General features: G+C 72.0%; 13 protein-coding genes. 5 read left to right on the top strand and 8 right to left on the bottom strand.

The genetic code is table 11. The features are described 5' to 3' along the window. Positions 1–2: 2 nt before the first annotated feature. The 3 genes from ACTXG6_RS25910 to ACTXG6_RS25900 are packed head-to-tail and all read right to left on the bottom strand — an operon-like array spanning position 3 to position 2,943. Positions 3–1,061: an ABC transporter permease gene (locus tag ACTXG6_RS25910; protein WP_445181982.1), complete on the bottom strand. Its 1,059-nt coding sequence runs from the start codon at positions 1,059–1,061 to the stop codon at positions 3–5. Beyond that, positions 1,061–2,041: a sugar ABC transporter substrate-binding protein gene (locus tag ACTXG6_RS25905; protein WP_445181981.1), complete on the bottom strand. Its 981-nt coding sequence runs from the start codon at positions 2,039–2,041 to the stop codon at positions 1,061–1,063. Before ACTXG6_RS25905 ends, ACTXG6_RS25910 begins: the two co-directional genes overlap by 1 nt. A 5-nt stretch (positions 2,042–2,046) precedes the next feature. After that, complete coding sequence (locus ACTXG6_RS25900) at positions 2,047–2,943, bottom strand: TIM barrel protein (RefSeq protein ID WP_445181980.1); 897 nt, start codon at positions 2,941–2,943, stop codon at positions 2,047–2,049. Positions 2,944–3,124: 181 nt separating this feature from the next. On the opposite strand from ACTXG6_RS25900, the gene ACTXG6_RS25895 reads away from it, so the two are divergent. Continuing rightward, on the top strand, positions 3,125–4,156 hold the full coding sequence (locus ACTXG6_RS25895; RefSeq protein WP_445181979.1) for a CapA family protein: 1,032 nt from the start codon (positions 3,125–3,127) through the stop codon (positions 4,154–4,156). Between the two features lie 76 nt (positions 4,157–4,232). Then, positions 4,233–5,540 (top strand): lipase family protein, encoded by a 1,308-nt coding sequence (locus ACTXG6_RS25890; RefSeq protein WP_445181978.1) that lies wholly within the window; start codon positions 4,233–4,235, stop codon positions 5,538–5,540. 246 nt (positions 5,541–5,786) lie between these two features. On the opposite strand, the gene ACTXG6_RS25885 is transcribed toward ACTXG6_RS25890, so the two are convergent. Further along, positions 5,787–6,866, bottom strand: coding sequence for an enolase C-terminal domain-like protein (locus ACTXG6_RS25885; RefSeq protein ID WP_445181977.1), 1,080 nt, complete (start codon positions 6,864–6,866; stop codon positions 5,787–5,789). A 96-nt stretch (positions 6,867–6,962) separates the two neighbouring features. Continuing rightward, positions 6,963–8,051 (bottom strand): mandelate racemase/muconate lactonizing enzyme family protein, encoded by a 1,089-nt coding sequence (locus ACTXG6_RS25880; protein WP_445181976.1) that lies wholly within the window; start codon positions 8,049–8,051, stop codon positions 6,963–6,965. Between the two features lie 257 nt (positions 8,052–8,308). Here ACTXG6_RS25880 and ACTXG6_RS25875 point away from each other — a divergent pair, with 257 nt between their 5' ends. From ACTXG6_RS25875 to ACTXG6_RS25865, 3 genes are read left to right on the top strand one after another with little or no spacing between them, the layout of a single operon-like run. Further along, complete coding sequence (locus ACTXG6_RS25875; RefSeq protein ID WP_445181975.1) at positions 8,309–8,542, top strand: DUF3311 domain-containing protein; 234 nt, start codon at positions 8,309–8,311, stop codon at positions 8,540–8,542. Next, positions 8,539–10,044 (top strand): sodium:solute symporter family protein, encoded by a 1,506-nt coding sequence (locus ACTXG6_RS25870; protein WP_445181974.1) that lies wholly within the window; start codon positions 8,539–8,541, stop codon positions 10,042–10,044. Before ACTXG6_RS25875 ends, ACTXG6_RS25870 begins: the two co-directional genes overlap by 4 nt. A 37-nt stretch (positions 10,045–10,081) precedes the next feature. Continuing rightward, positions 10,082–11,485 carry an amidase gene (locus ACTXG6_RS25865; protein WP_445181973.1) on the top strand — a complete coding sequence of 468 codons (1,404 nt, stop codon included), beginning with the start codon at positions 10,082–10,084 and terminating at the stop codon, positions 11,483–11,485. An 82-nt stretch (positions 11,486–11,567) separates the two neighbouring features. Here ACTXG6_RS25865 and ACTXG6_RS25860 read toward each other — a convergent pair whose 3' ends face one another. The 3 genes from ACTXG6_RS25860 to ACTXG6_RS25850 are packed head-to-tail and all read right to left on the bottom strand — an operon-like array spanning position 11,568 to position 14,640. Then, on the bottom strand, positions 11,568–12,386 hold the full coding sequence (locus tag ACTXG6_RS25860; protein WP_445181972.1) for an N-acyl homoserine lactonase family protein: 819 nt from the start codon (positions 12,384–12,386) through the stop codon (positions 11,568–11,570). Positions 12,387–12,394: 8 nt separating this feature from the next. Continuing rightward, positions 12,395–14,008, bottom strand: a complete 1,614-nt coding sequence (locus ACTXG6_RS25855; RefSeq protein ID WP_445181971.1) for an ABC transporter substrate-binding protein — start codon at positions 14,006–14,008, stop codon at positions 12,395–12,397. Continuing rightward, complete coding sequence (locus ACTXG6_RS25850) at positions 14,005–14,640, bottom strand: cysteine hydrolase family protein (protein ID WP_445181970.1); 636 nt, start codon at positions 14,638–14,640, stop codon at positions 14,005–14,007. The genes ACTXG6_RS25855 and ACTXG6_RS25850 overlap by 4 nt, the downstream gene beginning before the upstream one ends. Positions 14,641–14,689: the final 49 nt, after the last annotated feature.

The raw sequence follows: 14,689 nt of genomic DNA, 5'->3' as shown, positions 1-14,689 counted from the left end.
GCTCACCGGGCCTTCAGCGCGCGGGTCCGCAGCCAGCTGTTGACCAGCACCGCCACCATCAGGAACACCCCGAGCACCACCTGGAACCAGTCGGTGTCGGCGCCGGTGAAGAAGATGCCCTGCCGGACGATGCCGAAGGTCAGCGCACCCAGCGCGGCGCCGATCACCGAACCGTAGCCACCGGTCAGCAGGGTGCCGCCGATGACCACGGCGATGACCGCCTCGAACTCCTTCATCTGGCCGCGCAGCGTGTCCGCGCTGCCGGCCTCCACGACCTGGATCACGCCGACCAGCGCCGCGGCCAGCCCGGTCAGCATGAAGGTGACGATCTTGACCCGGTTGATCGGCACACCACTGTTGCGGGCGGCGTCCTCGTTGCCTCCGGTGGCCGCCAGCCAGTTGCCGAACGTGGTCTGCGACAGCACCACCGCGCACACCGCGGTGATCGCGAGCCACCAGAAGACGGAGGCGCTGAACGGCCCGATCCGTGCCGCGAACAGGGCGTTCACCAGACCGCCGCCGTCGACGTCGTCCACGCCGCCGACCTGGGTGCGCCCGGTGATCAACCGGGTCAGCGCGATGGTCAGGCCGCGCAGCACGAACAGCCCGGCGAGCGTCACGATGAACGAGGGCAGCTTCGTCCGGACGACCAGCCAGCCGTTGAGCGCCCCGTAGCCGGCGCCGAACAGCAGCGCGACGATCACGGCGAGCCAGGCCGGCACCCCGAACTCGACGACCAGGATCGCCAGCAGCATGCCGGCGGCACCGATCATCGAGCCGACCGAGAGGTCGAACTGGCCGGCGATCATGAGCAGCGCGACGGTCGCGGCCAGGATGCCCAGCCCGGCCGCGTCCGCGAGATAGCTGGCGGCGCCGTCGGCGGTGCTGAACGACGACCCGCCGACCAGGGCGAACAGCCCCCAGGACACCAGCACGCCGAGCACCGCGCCGAGGTCCGGGCGGCGCAGCAGCCGCTGCAGCGGGCCGAGCGGTCGGATCCGGTCCATCGCGTCGGGGTGCCTGCCGGGCCGCGGCGGCGCCGGTCGTGACACGGAAGCCATCAGCGGACCCCCTGCTCGGTGAGCTTCAGAATCTTGGCCGCATTCTCCTTCGTGACGAACGCCGGGCCGGTCGGGGTGATCGGCTGGCTGGGTGACAGCTGATACTCCGCGTGCTGCACCAGGAACAGCACCGGCAGGTATCCCATCTCGTACTGCTGGAAGTCGATCGCGAAGTCGGCGGTGCCCGCGTCGATCGCGCGCAGGATCTCCGGGGAGAGGTCGAACGAGGCGAGCCTGCCCTTGAACCCGGTATTCTTGGCCGCCGCGAGCATCGGCCCGCAGCCCACCGGGCCCAGGGCGATCGCCGCGTCGAAGGCGCCGCTGGCGAACGCGGTGGTGAGCCGTTGCGTCGAGTCGGTCGCGTCCTTGCCGTTGATGGCCAGGTTGGTCGCGGTGCCGCCGGACTCGGCCAGGCCGGCCCGCAGCCCCTCACAGCGCACGTCGAGGGACACGTTGCCCTGCTCGTGGTTCAGGCAGGCCAGCTTCCGGACGCCCTCAGCGCCGAACCGCTCGCCGGCCCGCTTGGCGGCGTCGAACTCGCTGGCGCCCACGTGGGTGAGCACGCCGAGCTTGGCGGCATCCTGGTCGCCGGAGTCGAGCGACACCACCGGGATGCCGGCCGCCACCGCCTTCTTGATCAGCGGCCCGAGCGCGTCGGCGTCCGGAATGGACACCGCGATGCCGGCCGGCCGCTGCGCGATCGCGCCGTCCAGCAGCTTCCGCATCTCGAAGATGTCGTAGGACTGCGGCGCCTGGTACGAGACGCTCACGCCGAGGTCCCGCGCGGCATCGTCGGCACCGTGCTTCACCACCGACCAGTAGGGGTCGCCTGCCTGCCCGTGGGTGACCATGATGATCTTTATCCCGGCCCGGGGCGACGCGGCGTCGGCCGCCTTGCCCGCACCGCCCTGACAACCGACGAGCGTCAACAGGACCACCGCCAGCGGCGCGGCGAGCAGGCGCAGGTTCCTCCTCCGCATGGCCGCTACCCCCGGTTCGCCGCGAAGCCCGTACCCACGCTGATCAGAAGGTCCCGGCTGGCGCGGACGTCGCGCACCGGGCCGGCGCCGGCCGGCGGCTCCTCGGCCAGCACCAGGTCCTGCTCGAGCACGTACCAACCGGCGTAACCGTAGTTCTCCAACGCGGTCACGATGCCGGCGACGTCGACATCCCCCTCGCCGAGCGCCCGGTACAGGCCCTGGGTGATCGCGGTGGTGTAGGTCAGCTCGCCGGCCCGCACCCGCGCGGCGAGGGCGGCGTCGACGTCCTTGAAGTGGACGTGCGCCACCCGGGACACCGCGTCGCGGACCAGCTCGTACGGGTCGACGCCGCCGATCAGCAGGTGCCCGGTGTCGACGCAGAGCGGGATCGCCGAACCGTCCAGCACCCGGGCCACGTCATCGGCCCCCTCGACGAGCGTGCCCATGTGCGGGTGCAGCACGACCCGGGCCCCGAGGCCGGCGCCGACGTCCATCGCGGCATCCAGGGTGCCGGTGAGCACCTCCCACTCCGCGCCGGAGAGCTCGGTGCGGCCGTCATAGCCGTGCTCGCCGGTCGCCGCCGCCAGCACCACCACGTCGCCACCCGCACCGACCAGCCGCCGCGCCGCCTCCCGCACGTCGGCCAGCGCGGCATCCCGGTCCCGGTGCAGCACCGCCGGCACGAAGCCGCCGACCAGGCCGAGTCCCCGCTGCGCCAGGAACGCGCTGACCTCGCCGTCCGCCCAGGGCAGGAAGTCAGCGGGGCCCGCCTCGGTCGCGGCCAGCCCGACGTCGCGCATCTCGGTGAAGACCCGTTCCGGCGCGATCTGGTGCCCCCAGCCGGGCACCTCGCACACCCCCCACGAGATCGGGGCGCCGGCAATTCGCTGCTCGATGCTCATGCGGTGTGTCCTCCGAGGGATGTCCGCCGGCAGATGGAACGTTCCATGTGACGGCTGCCATAATGGAACGCTCCACTCCCCGTTCGTGTCAAGCCCACCTCTGTCACCGCGAACCCGGACCCCCCACCCGGGCGAACGCCCCGCGCGGCCCGCGCACCACCCGGACCGCTAGCGTCGACCGGTGCGGAAACCCCCGGCAGTTGGGCCGTTCGAGATCGTCTGGGTCGGCGATGTGCTGCTGGCCAGCTCCGCCCGCCCGCACCTGGAGGAACACGGCTACGACTGGCCGTTCGCCCATCTCGCCCCGCTGCTGAACGCCGACTACCGCATCGGGAACGCCGAGGGCCCGATCACCGAGTGCACCGTCAGGCACTCGCCGGAGCAGCGCTGGAGCTACCGGTCGAACCCGGTTGCCGCGGCCGCGTTGGCCCGGGCCGGCTTCGATGCGATGGGCCTGTCCAACAACCACGCCTACGACCGCGGTCCGGTCGGGCTGATGGACACGATCCGTCACCTGCGTTCCGCGGGGGTCGCGCCGTTCGGTGCCGGACTGGCCCCGGAAGCGACCGCTCCGCTGCTCGTCCCGACCCCGTTCGGGCAGGTCGGCGTCGTGGCGTTCGGAAAACCCGGCGAGCAGAGCCTCGACGCCGGCCCGGAGGTGCCGGGAACGGTCACGCTGTCCTATCCGGCGGTCGCCCTCGGCAGGGAGCTCGCGCTCGCGGCCGGTGCCCGCTGGGTCGTGGCGTTCGTGCACTGGGGCAGGAACTACCTGCCCGTCAGCGCCGGGCAGCGAGAGGCCGCGGCGGCGTTCGCGGACATGGGCTTCGACCTGGTGATCGGAACCGGTGCGCACATCCCGCAACCGGTCGAGGTCATCGACGGCATGCCGGTGCTGTTCTGCCTCGGCAACTTCACCTTCGGCTCCAAGGGGCGGTTCACCGACCAGGCTCCCGGCTTCGGCCTGGTGGCCAGGACGTCGTTCGACGACAGCGGACTGGCCGGCATCGAGCTGCGCGTCATCAACACCGACAACCGCGAGGTGGCCTTCCAGCCGCGCCCGTGCGACGAGGCCACCGCGGCCGCCGTGCTCAGTGGCCTCGGGCCGGATGTCACGGTGGTCGGCGGTACCGGCCTGGTGACCTGCTCAAGACCCGGCCAGGGCCGCTCCGACCAGGTTCTGATCACTGACCGCAACTACTCGGCAGGGTCGTAACAAGGCCGGCTACCCGGTCGAGTGGTGACTACACAGCGGTACGGATCGTTCACGGAGCGCATTCGTTGGGCCGGTCATGCGGCGGCGGCGTGTGTTGGTTCTGGGTACCGCGGTGCTCGTCCCGGCGGCGTTGGTCGCCGCCGTGCTGGTCGGCACCGCCTCGGCGGAATCGACCCCGGTGGCGCCCCGACCGATCCCCGCGCAGCTGGCCCACCGCGCCGCGATGCCGGAGCTGCCGCTGCTCACCCGGCCCACCGAGCCGGCTCGGGACAGCTTCTACCGCCGACCCTCGGACCTCGACGACGCCGACCCCGGCGACGTGCTCCGCTACCGGCGCGGCCACGTCTACCTCGCGCCGGGCGGCCTCACCCCGGCCCCGGTGCGCGCCTGGCAGGTGCTGTACCGCTCGACCACCGCGCGCGACGAACCGGACGCGGTCTCCGGCACCGTGCTCGTGCCGGACGCGCCCTGGCTCGGCTCCGGGCCACGCCCCCTGGTCAGCTACACCGTCGGCACCCACGGCCTCGCCGACGAGTGCGCGCCCTCCTACGAGATGGCGTCGGGCACCGAGTCGGAGTTCGCGCTGATGTCGCTGGCGCTCAGCCGGGGCTGGGCGGTGGCGGTCACCGACTACGAGGGACTGGGCACGCCGGGCGACCACACCTACACCGTGCAGCTGTCCGAGGGGCGGGCCGCGCTGGACATGGCGCGCGCCGCGATCCGACTGCGCGCCGCCGGGCTCTCCGAGCACACCCCGGTGGGGTTGTGGGGCTACTCCCAGGGCGGCGGCGCGGCCGCCTCGGCCGCGGAACAGGCCAGCGACTACGCCTCCGACCTGCACGTCGTCGGCGTCGCCGAGGGTGGCGTGCCGGCCGACCTGCGCGCGGTGGCCCGGTTCAACGACGGCGGCATCGGCTTCGGGCTGGTCGCCGCCGCGGCCGCCGGGTACGACACCGGCTACCCGGATTTGGACCTCCCGGGCCGGCTGCTCAACGCCAAGGGCCGCGCGCTGATCGACGAGGTCCGCCGCGAGTGCACCGCGGAGATCACCGCCCGGCGCCCGGGGCACCACCTCAGCGAGTACAGCACGATCAAGGACCCGCTGGACTACCCGCCGCTGGTACGCGCGCTGCGGGAGAACCGGGTCGGCGGGCAGGCCCCCGACATGCCCGTGTTCCTCTACCACGCCCAGTTCGACGAGCTCATCCCGATCGCGGTGTCGGAGAAGCTGCGCGCGGAGTACTGCGGGCGGGATGTCCGGCTGCGGTACGCGGTGATACCGGCGACCGAGCACGTCACCGGCGCGATACTCGGCGCTCCCTCGGCGGTGGACTGGCTGGCCGGCCGGTTCGCCGGCCACCGCGCTCCAACCTCCTGCGGCTGAGCGGGCGCCGCGGAGCCGGGGCACCGCTGCGTGCAGGGCTCTCACGAGCTTGCTGTGAGTGCCAAGTCGATGGTTGAGGCGTGCCGTTCCAACCACGCCTCACGGCGCTTGATCTCGTCTCCGACGCCGTCTCGCCACACTGCACTATCAGCGGGATGTGGTGCCAACACGCCCTCCCCAGTCGATATCGGTCCGCCTTCGGCGGGCTGGCCGCGGCGTAGCACCCGCAAAGCGGGGCCCCGGCGCTCAGACCTCGTACCGGGCCACCGCGTCCTCGTTCCAGCTGATGCCCAGACCCGGGCCGGCGGCCGTGACGTAGCCGTCCACCGGGCGGCACGGGTCGATGAGCACGGCGCCGGCGATGTCCAGGTACTCCAGCCAGTCGGCGGTCGGGGTCACCGCCAGCAGGTGCGCGCTCGGCTCGACGAACAGATGACTCGACACCGGCAGCGACGCCGCCTGCGCCTCGCCGGCCGCCTGCATCCAGCCGGTCACCCCGCCGATCTTCATGACGTCCAGCATCGCGAAGTCGCAGGCCCGCGCGGCCACCGCCGCCGACAGCCCGCGCGGGAACCACCAGTTCTCCCCGGTCTGGATGCGAGCGTCGGCGTGCCGCCGCACGTAGGCGTGCCCCGCCAGGTCCTCGGCGGCCACCGGCTCCTCCACCCAGTACAGGTCGAACTCGCGCAGCCGCCGGATGCGCCGGCACGCCTCGGGCGGGTCCAGGGACTGGTTGTAGTCGATCATCAGCTCGACGTCGGGCCCGATGATGTCCCGTACCTGACCGACCGCGGCCACCTCATCGGCCGGGTCGGCCTGCCCAGTCTTGATCTTGATTCCGGTGAAGCCGCTGGCCACCGACTCGCGCAGCGCCGCTTCGTCGGCAACCGGGTCGACCATGCCGTAGCTGTCGTAGGCCCGCAGCGGCACCGGTTCGCCGCCGAGCAGCGCGGCCACCGGCTGGTCGGCCAGCTTGCCGAGGGCGTCCCAGAGAGCCATGTCGATGCCGGCGACGACCATGCCCAGCAGTCCCTGCAGGCCGAGCAGCCGGAACTTTCCGGCCAGCTCCCGCATCCGCTGGGCCGGCGCGAGCGTCCTGCCGACCAGCGTGGGGGCGATCGCCTCCGCGAGTGCCCGCAGCGGCGCCACGACCTCGGGCGCGTAGCCGAACACGTAACCGTGCCCGACCACGCCGGTATCGGTCACCACGTCCAGCAGCACCAGCGGCGAGACGGTCAGCGAGCCGGACGCGGTGCGCACCGGGCGGCTCATCGGTACCAGCACCGAGCGCGCGCGCAGCTCGGCGACAACGGGGGCGGCGGCCATGCGCCGAGTGTGCTCCCGGTGGCACGCGCGCGCCCTTCGGAACGGGTGCCCGGCGGGCTGTTCCCGACGCGGCGGAGCGGGCTTGCCCCGACCTGCTCAGCCGACGCGGCGGTTGTCGACCTGGTCGCGATCCCAGGCGATGCCCAGGCCGGGGCGGTCCGGGGCGACGGCGTGCCCGTCCACGATGCGCAGCTGTTCGGTGGTGATGGCGCGCAGCTGCGGGATGTGTTCCACGTAGCGGCCGTTCGGGATCGCCGCGACCAGGCTGACGTGGATCTCCATCAGGAAGTGCGGGCAGACCACGACGTTGAACGCCTCGGCCAGGTGCGCCACCTTCAGCCACGGCGTGATGCCGCCGATCCGGGAGACGTCCACCTGCACGATGCCGGCGGCGCCGCGCTGCAGGTACTCCCGGAAGTGCCCGAGCGAGTACATGGACTCCCCGACGGCGATCGGGATCCGGGTCGCGGCGGCGAGGCGCTCGTGGCCGGCGACGTCCTCGGCGGGCAGCGGCTCCTCGAACCAGGACAGGTCGTAGGGCTCCAGCAGCGCGGCGCGCCGGATCGCCTCGGGTGCGGTCATCGACTGGTTCGCGTCGACCATGATGTCCATGCCGGCACCGACGGCGCCACGCACCGCGCGGATCCGCTCGGCGTCCTCGGTCCCGGACGGCTTGCCGACCTTCAGCTTGACGCCCGGCCAGCCCTTCGCCCGCGACTCGAGCGCACCGGCGACCAGCTCGTCCTGGTCCAGGTGCAGCCAGCCGCCCTCGGTGTCGTAGAGCGGCACCGACTCCCGGTACCCGCCGGCCAGGCGCCACAGCGGCTCACCGGCCCGCAGGCAGCGCAGGTCCCACAGCGCCAGGTCGGCGGCGGCCAGGGCGAGCGCGGTGAGCACCCCCACGCTGGTGGCCCTGGTCGAGTCGTAGAGCGCCCGCCAGGCCGCCTCCACGTCGCGGGCGTCCCGGCCGAGCAGCACCGGCAGCAGGTGCTCACGCAGCATCGACAGCACCGCCCGGCCACCGGTGCCGATCGTGTACGAGTACCCGGTGCCGGTCAGCCCGTCCGAGGTGGCCAGCTCGACGAAGATCGTCTCCTGCTTGAGGAAGCTCTGCATCGCGTCGGTGCGGACCGTCTCGACCTCGATGTCCACCAGGTAGGCGTCCGCTTTCACGATCCGAGCCACCCGAACCACCTCGCAAAGATCCTATAGGATCGACAGCTCACGAGACGCAGGATGCTCCAGGAGATGCCGTGACCGCAACCCCGGGTCCCGGCGCCGGCGAAGAAAAAGTACGTGTTCGGACAATCGGGTAACACATTCTTCACGACGTTTACCTAGTGTGAAGCCGGGAGTCGACGGGCTCGCGCGCCGCGGCTTCCCGCAGCCGCCACGGCGGGGGCGGTCCTGTCATAGCAGTCCCTCGGCAGCGAGGAGTCAGCATGTTGACCAACCGAAAGTCGCTCTGGTGGCTGCTCGGCCCGCCGGTGGTGTACCTCGCCGCGCTGCCACTGGCCAACCGGGTCGAGCCGATCGTGCTCGGCCTGCCGTTCCTGATGTTCTGGCTGGTCGTCGCGACGCTGCTCTCGCCGCTGTTCGTGTGGCTCGCGGCCAAGGGCGACCCGGTGTGGGCCGCTGCCCGGCGCGCGGAGCGTGCGCAGGCAGGCAAGCCGTGAACAACGCGGCCGTCTCGATCGGCATCCTGGCGCTGTTCCTGGTCGCGGCCGTGGTGCTGGGCATCCGCGCCGCGCGAGGGCAGGACAAAGTGGACCTCGCGGAGTGGTCCATCGGCGGCCGCAGCCTGGGCATCGTGATGACTCTGGTGCTGATGGCCGGCGAGACGTACACCTCGTTCAGCTACCTCGGCGCCGCCGGCTGGTCCTATACCTACGGCGCCTCGGGGCTCTACCTGGTCGCCTATCTGAGCATCGGCATGGCGGTCAGCTACCTGGTCGGGCCACTGCTGTGGGGCTATGCGCACCGGCACGGCCTGCACAACATCACCGACCTGGTTGCGCACCGGTTCGCCGCGCCCTGGCTGGGCGCGGTCGTCGCGGTGGTCGCCACGGTCTTCCTGCTGCCCTACATCCAGCTGCAGATCACCGGCATGGGCACCGTGGTGGCCAGCGTCAGCTACGGGGCGATCGGGCTGGGCTTGTCCTACCTCGTCGCGTTCCTCATCTCCGAGGTGTTCATCCTGGCCAGCGGCCTGCGCGGCAGCGCCTGGGTGTCCGTGCTCAAGGACATCACCGTGGTGGTCACGCTGGCCGTCGTGTTCGTCTACGTACCGCTGAAGTTCTTCGGCGGCTACGGCGAGCTGATGAACCGGCTCATCACCGAGCGGCCGGCCTGGCTCACCCTGCCCGGGCCCAAGGGCGATACCTACGGCATGGCCTGGTTCATCTCGACCGCGTTGCTGAACGGCGCGGTCTACAGCGTGCTGCCGACCTCGGTGGCCGGGTTCCTGGGCGCCCGCTCGGCCCAGACGCTGCGCCGCAACGCGATGATCCTGCCGTTCTACCAGCTGCTGCTGTTCATCCCGGTGCTGCTCGGGATGGCCGCCACGTTCGTCGTGCCCGGGCTCAAGAACTCCAACCTGGCGATGTTCGAGATGATCCGCGCGGAGATGCCGGCCTGGCTGCTCGGCGTCATCGGAGCCGCCGGCGCGCTGTCCGCGATCGTGCCGATGGCGGTGTTCATGCTGGTCATCGGGACGATGTGGAGCCGTTCGATCCTCGGCCGGCACCCGCGAACGGCGGGTCGCCAACGCCAGCTCGCCCAGCTCGTCACCCTGGTGGCCGGCCTCGTCGCGCTGGGGATGACCTTCCTGTTCCCGAACGTGCTGGTCCGGCTCTCGGTGATCTCCTACGAAGGGATCGCCCAGCTGCTGCCACTGGTCGTCCTCGCGCTGCTGTGGCGGCGGATGTCGATGGTCGGCGCGGTCGTCGGCATGTCCGTCGGGATCGCGGTCGTGCTGGCGCTGGTGATCACCGGCAACGACCCCTGGTCCGGTATCAACGCTGGCGCCATCGGGCTGGTGGCCAACCTCGCGATCACCTACGTCGCCACGCTGCTCAGACCCGACAACCCCCCGGACGACCGGATGCCCGTCCCCGAGTTCGACACCGGGCTCCCCCGGTCCGTCACGGCGGCCGCCCGGCCCGACGGCGACCTCTGATGAGCCTGCCACCACACCACCGCTGGAGGAGTAGTCGATGACCGAGACCACCCAGGCCACCCGTCTCGCGGACCTGTCCGCCGGTGAGCTGCTCGAGGGCTACCGCGCGAAGCGGTTCTCCCCGGTCGAGGTCCTGGACTCGGTGCTCGACCGCGTCCAGGCCGACGAACCGAGGGTGCGGGCCACCTATGCGCTCGACTCGGACGGTGCCAGGGCGGCCGCCGCCGAGTCGGAGCGGCGCTGGCGCCAGGGCACCCCGGTCGGCGCCCTGGACGGGGTTCCGGTGACGCTCAAGGAGAACATCGCCACCCGGGGCACCCCGATGCCGGCCGGCACCGCCGCCACCGTGTTGCGGCCGATGCCGGCGGACGCCCCCACCGCCGCGCGACTGCGCGAGAGCGGCGCGGTGATCTTCACCAAGACCACCATGCCGGACTACGGCATGCTCGGCTCGAGCCAGTCCAGCTTCCACGCGGCCACCCGCAACCCGTGGGACCCGACCCGGACCCCCGGCGGTTCCAGCTCCGGCGCGGCGGCGGCCGCCGCGGCCGGCTACGGACCGCTGCACCTGGGCACCGACATCGGCGGCTCGGTCCGCCAGCCCGCCGGCTGGTGCGGCATCGTCGGACTGAAGCCGACCTTCGGCCGGATCCCGGTCACCCCGCCGTACCAGGGCCGGGTGATCGGCCCGATGACCCGCACCGTCGCGGACACCGCCCGGCTGATGTCGGTGGTCGCGGTACCGGACGCGGCCGACCACACCGCCCTGCCCGCGCTGGCCGCCGACTGGCCGAGGGGTCCCGGTGAGGTGCGCGGCCTGCGGCTCGGGCTGATGACCGACGCCGGGCCCGGCCTGCCGGTGGACCCGGAGATCCGGGCGGCGCTGGAGGCGGCCGGCGCGGCATTCGCGGCGGCCGGCGCGCTCGTCGAGCCGGTGTCCCCGTTCCTGACCAGGGAGATGCTGGACGGGATGGACCGGTTCTGGCGGGCCCGGTCCTGGACGGACATCAACGCGCTGCCCGAGGAACGGCGCGGCCTGATCCTGCCTTACATCCTGGAGTGGGCGGCCGGCGGTGAGCACCTCAGCGGCGCCGAGGTGTTCCACGGGTTCAGCCAGATGGACGCGATGGCCGTCGCCGCCGACCGGGCGCTGCACGACCTCGACTACCTGCTGCTGCCCACCGCGCCGATCCCGGCGTACCCGGTGGAGCTGCCCGCGCCGCTGAACGACCCGGCCCGCCCCTTCGAGCACATCACCACCAGCCTGCCGTTCAACATGTCCGGCCAGCCGGCGCTCTCGATCAACTGCGGGTACACCTCCGGCGGCCTGCCGATCGGGCTGCAGCTGGTCGGCCACCGGTTCGACGACCCCGGTCTGCTGCGCCTGGCCTTCGCCTACGAGCAGCTGCGGCCGGCCGGGCGCCCCTGGCCGGCCGTCTGACCCCGCGGCGGCCCGGCCAGCACCTCGTGAGTGGCGAGTGGTCCGCCCGAACCACTCGCCACTCACGGGTACGGGCGGCCGCTCAGCTGCCGGAGGTGGCCCGGGAGGAGAAGCGGTCGGCGAACCGCGCGGTCAGCTCCGGCCACACCACCGGGTCGTGGCCGGGGATCAGCGGGTAGCCCTTCTCGGCGGCGATCGCCTTCAACCGGCGGATCGGCTCCACCGTCTCCGACGGGTGCACGTGCACGGTGCCGCCGATCGGCAGCTCGTGCTCGATGTTCTCGGTGAGGTCGGCGGCGTCGAAGGCGAACACGTACCCGCCGCCGCCGATCGAGTCGTCCAGGTCGACCACGAAGCTCTGGTGCCCCGGGGTGTGGCCGGCGGTGAGCACCGCGGTCACCCCCGGCGCGATCTCGGCGTCGCCGTCGGCCAGTCGCCAGTCGTGCGCCGGGTCGTCGAAGTCGACCCGGTAGATGGCGTGCCGCTCGGGGTCCGGATGGTCGGAGAGGCCGTACTCCAGCTCGCGGCGCTGGGTGTGCACCGGCACCCGTCCGGCGAACAGCTTCAGGCCGCCGGCGTGGTCGAGGTGCAGGTGGCTCAGCCCGACGGCGTAGATCTCGCCGATGTCGATCCCGACCGCGTCCAGCGCCTCCTCGATCGGCTCGCCCGGGCCGGGCAGCACCGCCCGGTAACCCTCCCGCCCGTGGTAGCGGCGACGCAGCGCCAGGTCCCTGATCAACGCGGTGTTGAACCCGGTGTCCAGCAGCAGCCAGCCGCCGTCACAGCGCAGCAGCACCCCCGGCACCGGCTCCCGGAGCCGCTCGTGCTCCGGGGCGCCGTACACCGACACCGACTTCGGCAGCTCCTCCCAGCCGAGGGTGAGCAGCACGATTTCCCGCACGCCGGCCATCACGCCGCCAGCGGGCTGAAGATCAGCGTGGTCGGGGCCGCCACGTTGTGCGCCTGCTCCACGTTCTTCAGCCAGGTCTGGGTGACCATGAAGTCGTTGCGGTAGGTCACGTTCAGCCAGCAGCCGGTGGCGATCGCCGCGTCCCCGATCTTGACGTAGGCGGCCGGGTCGCCGGTGGCCAGCGCGCCGGGCAGCAGGTCGCTCACCGACGGGCTGGAGCAGTGCAGGTAGTTCAGCCCGCCGTCCTTGTCGTAGAGGATGTGCGACCAGGTGTACGGGTTCGCCGCGTCCGGCCACATCTCGGTGAACAGCACATCCGGCGCGCCGGACAGGTCGTTCACCCAGCCGAACACCTGCGAGGTGGGGTAGCCCTGCACCTTGACGGTGAGGCCGTCGGCCTGCAGGTCGGCGGCGACGATGTTGGCCATCTGCTGGTCGTCGGGCTGGCTGGTGTCATAGCCGAAGGTCAGGGTCCGGGCGGTCGGCGGCAGTGCGGCCACCACCGCCGCCAGCTTGGTCGGGTCGTGGGAGACGTTCTGGACGTCCGGCACGCCCTTGATCAGGCCGGGGCCGTAGGTGCCGGTGGCCACCGTGCCCCGGCCGCTGAACACCTGGTCGGTGAGCGCCTTGATGTCGATCGCCTGCAGCAGCGCGACCCGCGTCGCCTGGTCCTTCAGCGTGGCGCCGTTCGGGTTCAGGTAGATCTGGCTGGTCTCGAAGGTCGGCAGCGAGTAGTGCGCCGCCGTGGTGCTGCCCAGGTAGGACTTGACCGCCGGGGCGTTCAGGTCGTGCATGATCGCGGCCAGCTGGCCCTGGTTGAACTCCAGCTCCTGGGTGGACAGGTCGGCGATCACCGGCATGTCGATCTCCTGGAAGTACGGCGCGGTACCCCACCAGCCCGGGAAGGCCTTCAGCTGGTAGCTCTGCCCCACCAGCGCCTGGGTCAGCGTGTAGGCGCCGGTGCCCAGGTCGTGGGTGCGCAGGTAGGTCTGGTCGTTGTCGGTGCCGGCGTTGGCCTTCAGGCCGGTCGGGCTCATCATCTTCGGCCCGTACGGTGCGGCGAGGTAGTCCAGGAACGCCGAGTTCGGCTGCTTGAGCCGGATCACGACCTCGGTCGGGCTGGGCGTCTCGACCGACGCCACATCGGAGACCATGTACGCCGGACCGCCGTTGACGGCGGCGCGCCGGGCGAACGACGGGGCCACCGCGGCGGAGGTGAACGGGGTGCCGTCGTGGAAGGTCACCCCCTGGCGCAGGGTCAGGCGGTAGCTGAGCTTGTCCGGCGACTCGGTCCAGGCGGTGGCCAGCGCGCCGACGATCGTCGGGGTGGCGGTGCCCAGCTGGTAGCTCAGCAGCCCCTCGTAGGTGTTGAGCGTCAGTGCCAGCCCCTGGCCGGCGTAGTAGACGTCCGGGTCCGGCGGTTGCCCGGGGTCCTGCAGGAAGGACAGGTGCAGCACCCTGTCGGTCGGCTTGGCGCTGTTCACCTGGGCGCCGCCGCCCCCGCCTCCCCCGCCGCCGCAGGCAGCGAGCAGCAGCACCAGCACGCCGGTCAGCACACCGGTCAGCCCTGTGGTCAGCGTTCCGATCAGACGCCGCCCGCCCGGCCGGGTCATGACGCCACCTCGGCGAGCTCGCTGTGCTGCTCGCGGATCGCGGCCAGCACCTCGTCGCAGCGGCGGCGCGCGCCGGTCTGCAGGTACTCCATCGCGTTGAGGGCGGCCGCGTGCGCCGGCTCGCTGGAACCGCCCACACAGTCCTCCACCACCCGCACGTGGAAGTCCCGCTGGTGGGCGTCGGCGAACGTGTAGTGCACGCACACGTCGGTCAGCCCGCCGACCAGGATCAGCGTGCGCACCCCGAGCCCGCGCAGCACGATCTCGAACTCGGTACCGATGAACCCGGAGTAGCGGCGCTTGACGATGTGGAACTCGCGGCCGTCGTCCGCCAGCGGGCGCAGCGTCGGCCAGAGCTCGGTGGTGACGTCGCCGTCCAGGCAGTGCACCCCCTCGGCGCCGTCCAGCTCGCGGCCGAAGTCGACGCCGCTGCGCCGGTGCACCTCCTGGAAGAACACCACCGGCAAACCGACCTCGCGGGCCGCCCCGAGAAGCCGCTCGACCCGGGCGATGCGCTCGGCCGCCCCGGCCATGTGCGAGATCCCGGTGGTCTCGTAGGGCTGGTCGGAGCTGCGTTGGATGTCGACCACGATCAGCGCGGTCCGGCCGACGAGCAGTGGTGGTGCGGGCATCTGCTTCTCCTAGAACTTCGGGGTTGCCGGGGCTGGGGCTGGGGTCGCT

It is taken from the genome of Pseudonocardia sp. Cha107L01, assembly GCF_052566575.1.
This window is presented reverse-complemented; position numbering and strand designations above follow the sequence as displayed.

Excerpts from the sequence above, each read along its gene's own strand:
- ACTXG6_RS25910 (WP_445181982.1), bottom strand. The coding sequence starts at position 1,061 with ATGGCTTCCGTGTCACGACCGGCGCCGCCGCGGCCCGGCAGGCACCCC.
- ACTXG6_RS25905 (WP_445181981.1), bottom strand. The coding sequence starts at position 2,041 with ATGCGGAGGAGGAACCTGCGCCTGCTCGCCGCGCCGCTGGCGGTGGTC.
- ACTXG6_RS25900 (WP_445181980.1), bottom strand. The coding sequence starts at position 2,943 with ATGAGCATCGAGCAGCGAATTGCCGGCGCCCCGATCTCGTGGGGGGTG.
- ACTXG6_RS25890 (WP_445181978.1), top strand. The coding sequence starts at position 4,233 with ATGCGGCGGCGGCGTGTGTTGGTTCTGGGTACCGCGGTGCTCGTCCCG.
- ACTXG6_RS25885 (WP_445181977.1), bottom strand. The coding sequence starts at position 6,866 with ATGGCCGCCGCCCCCGTTGTCGCCGAGCTGCGCGCGCGCTCGGTGCTG.
- ACTXG6_RS25875 (WP_445181975.1), top strand. The coding sequence starts at position 8,309 with ATGTTGACCAACCGAAAGTCGCTCTGGTGGCTGCTCGGCCCGCCGGTG.
- ACTXG6_RS25865 (WP_445181973.1), top strand. The coding sequence starts at position 10,082 with ATGACCGAGACCACCCAGGCCACCCGTCTCGCGGACCTGTCCGCCGGT.
- ACTXG6_RS25855 (WP_445181971.1), bottom strand. The coding sequence starts at position 14,008 with ATGACCCGGCCGGGCGGGCGGCGTCTGATCGGAACGCTGACCACAGGG.
- ACTXG6_RS25850 (WP_445181970.1), bottom strand. The coding sequence starts at position 14,640 with ATGCCCGCACCACCACTGCTCGTCGGCCGGACCGCGCTGATCGTGGTC.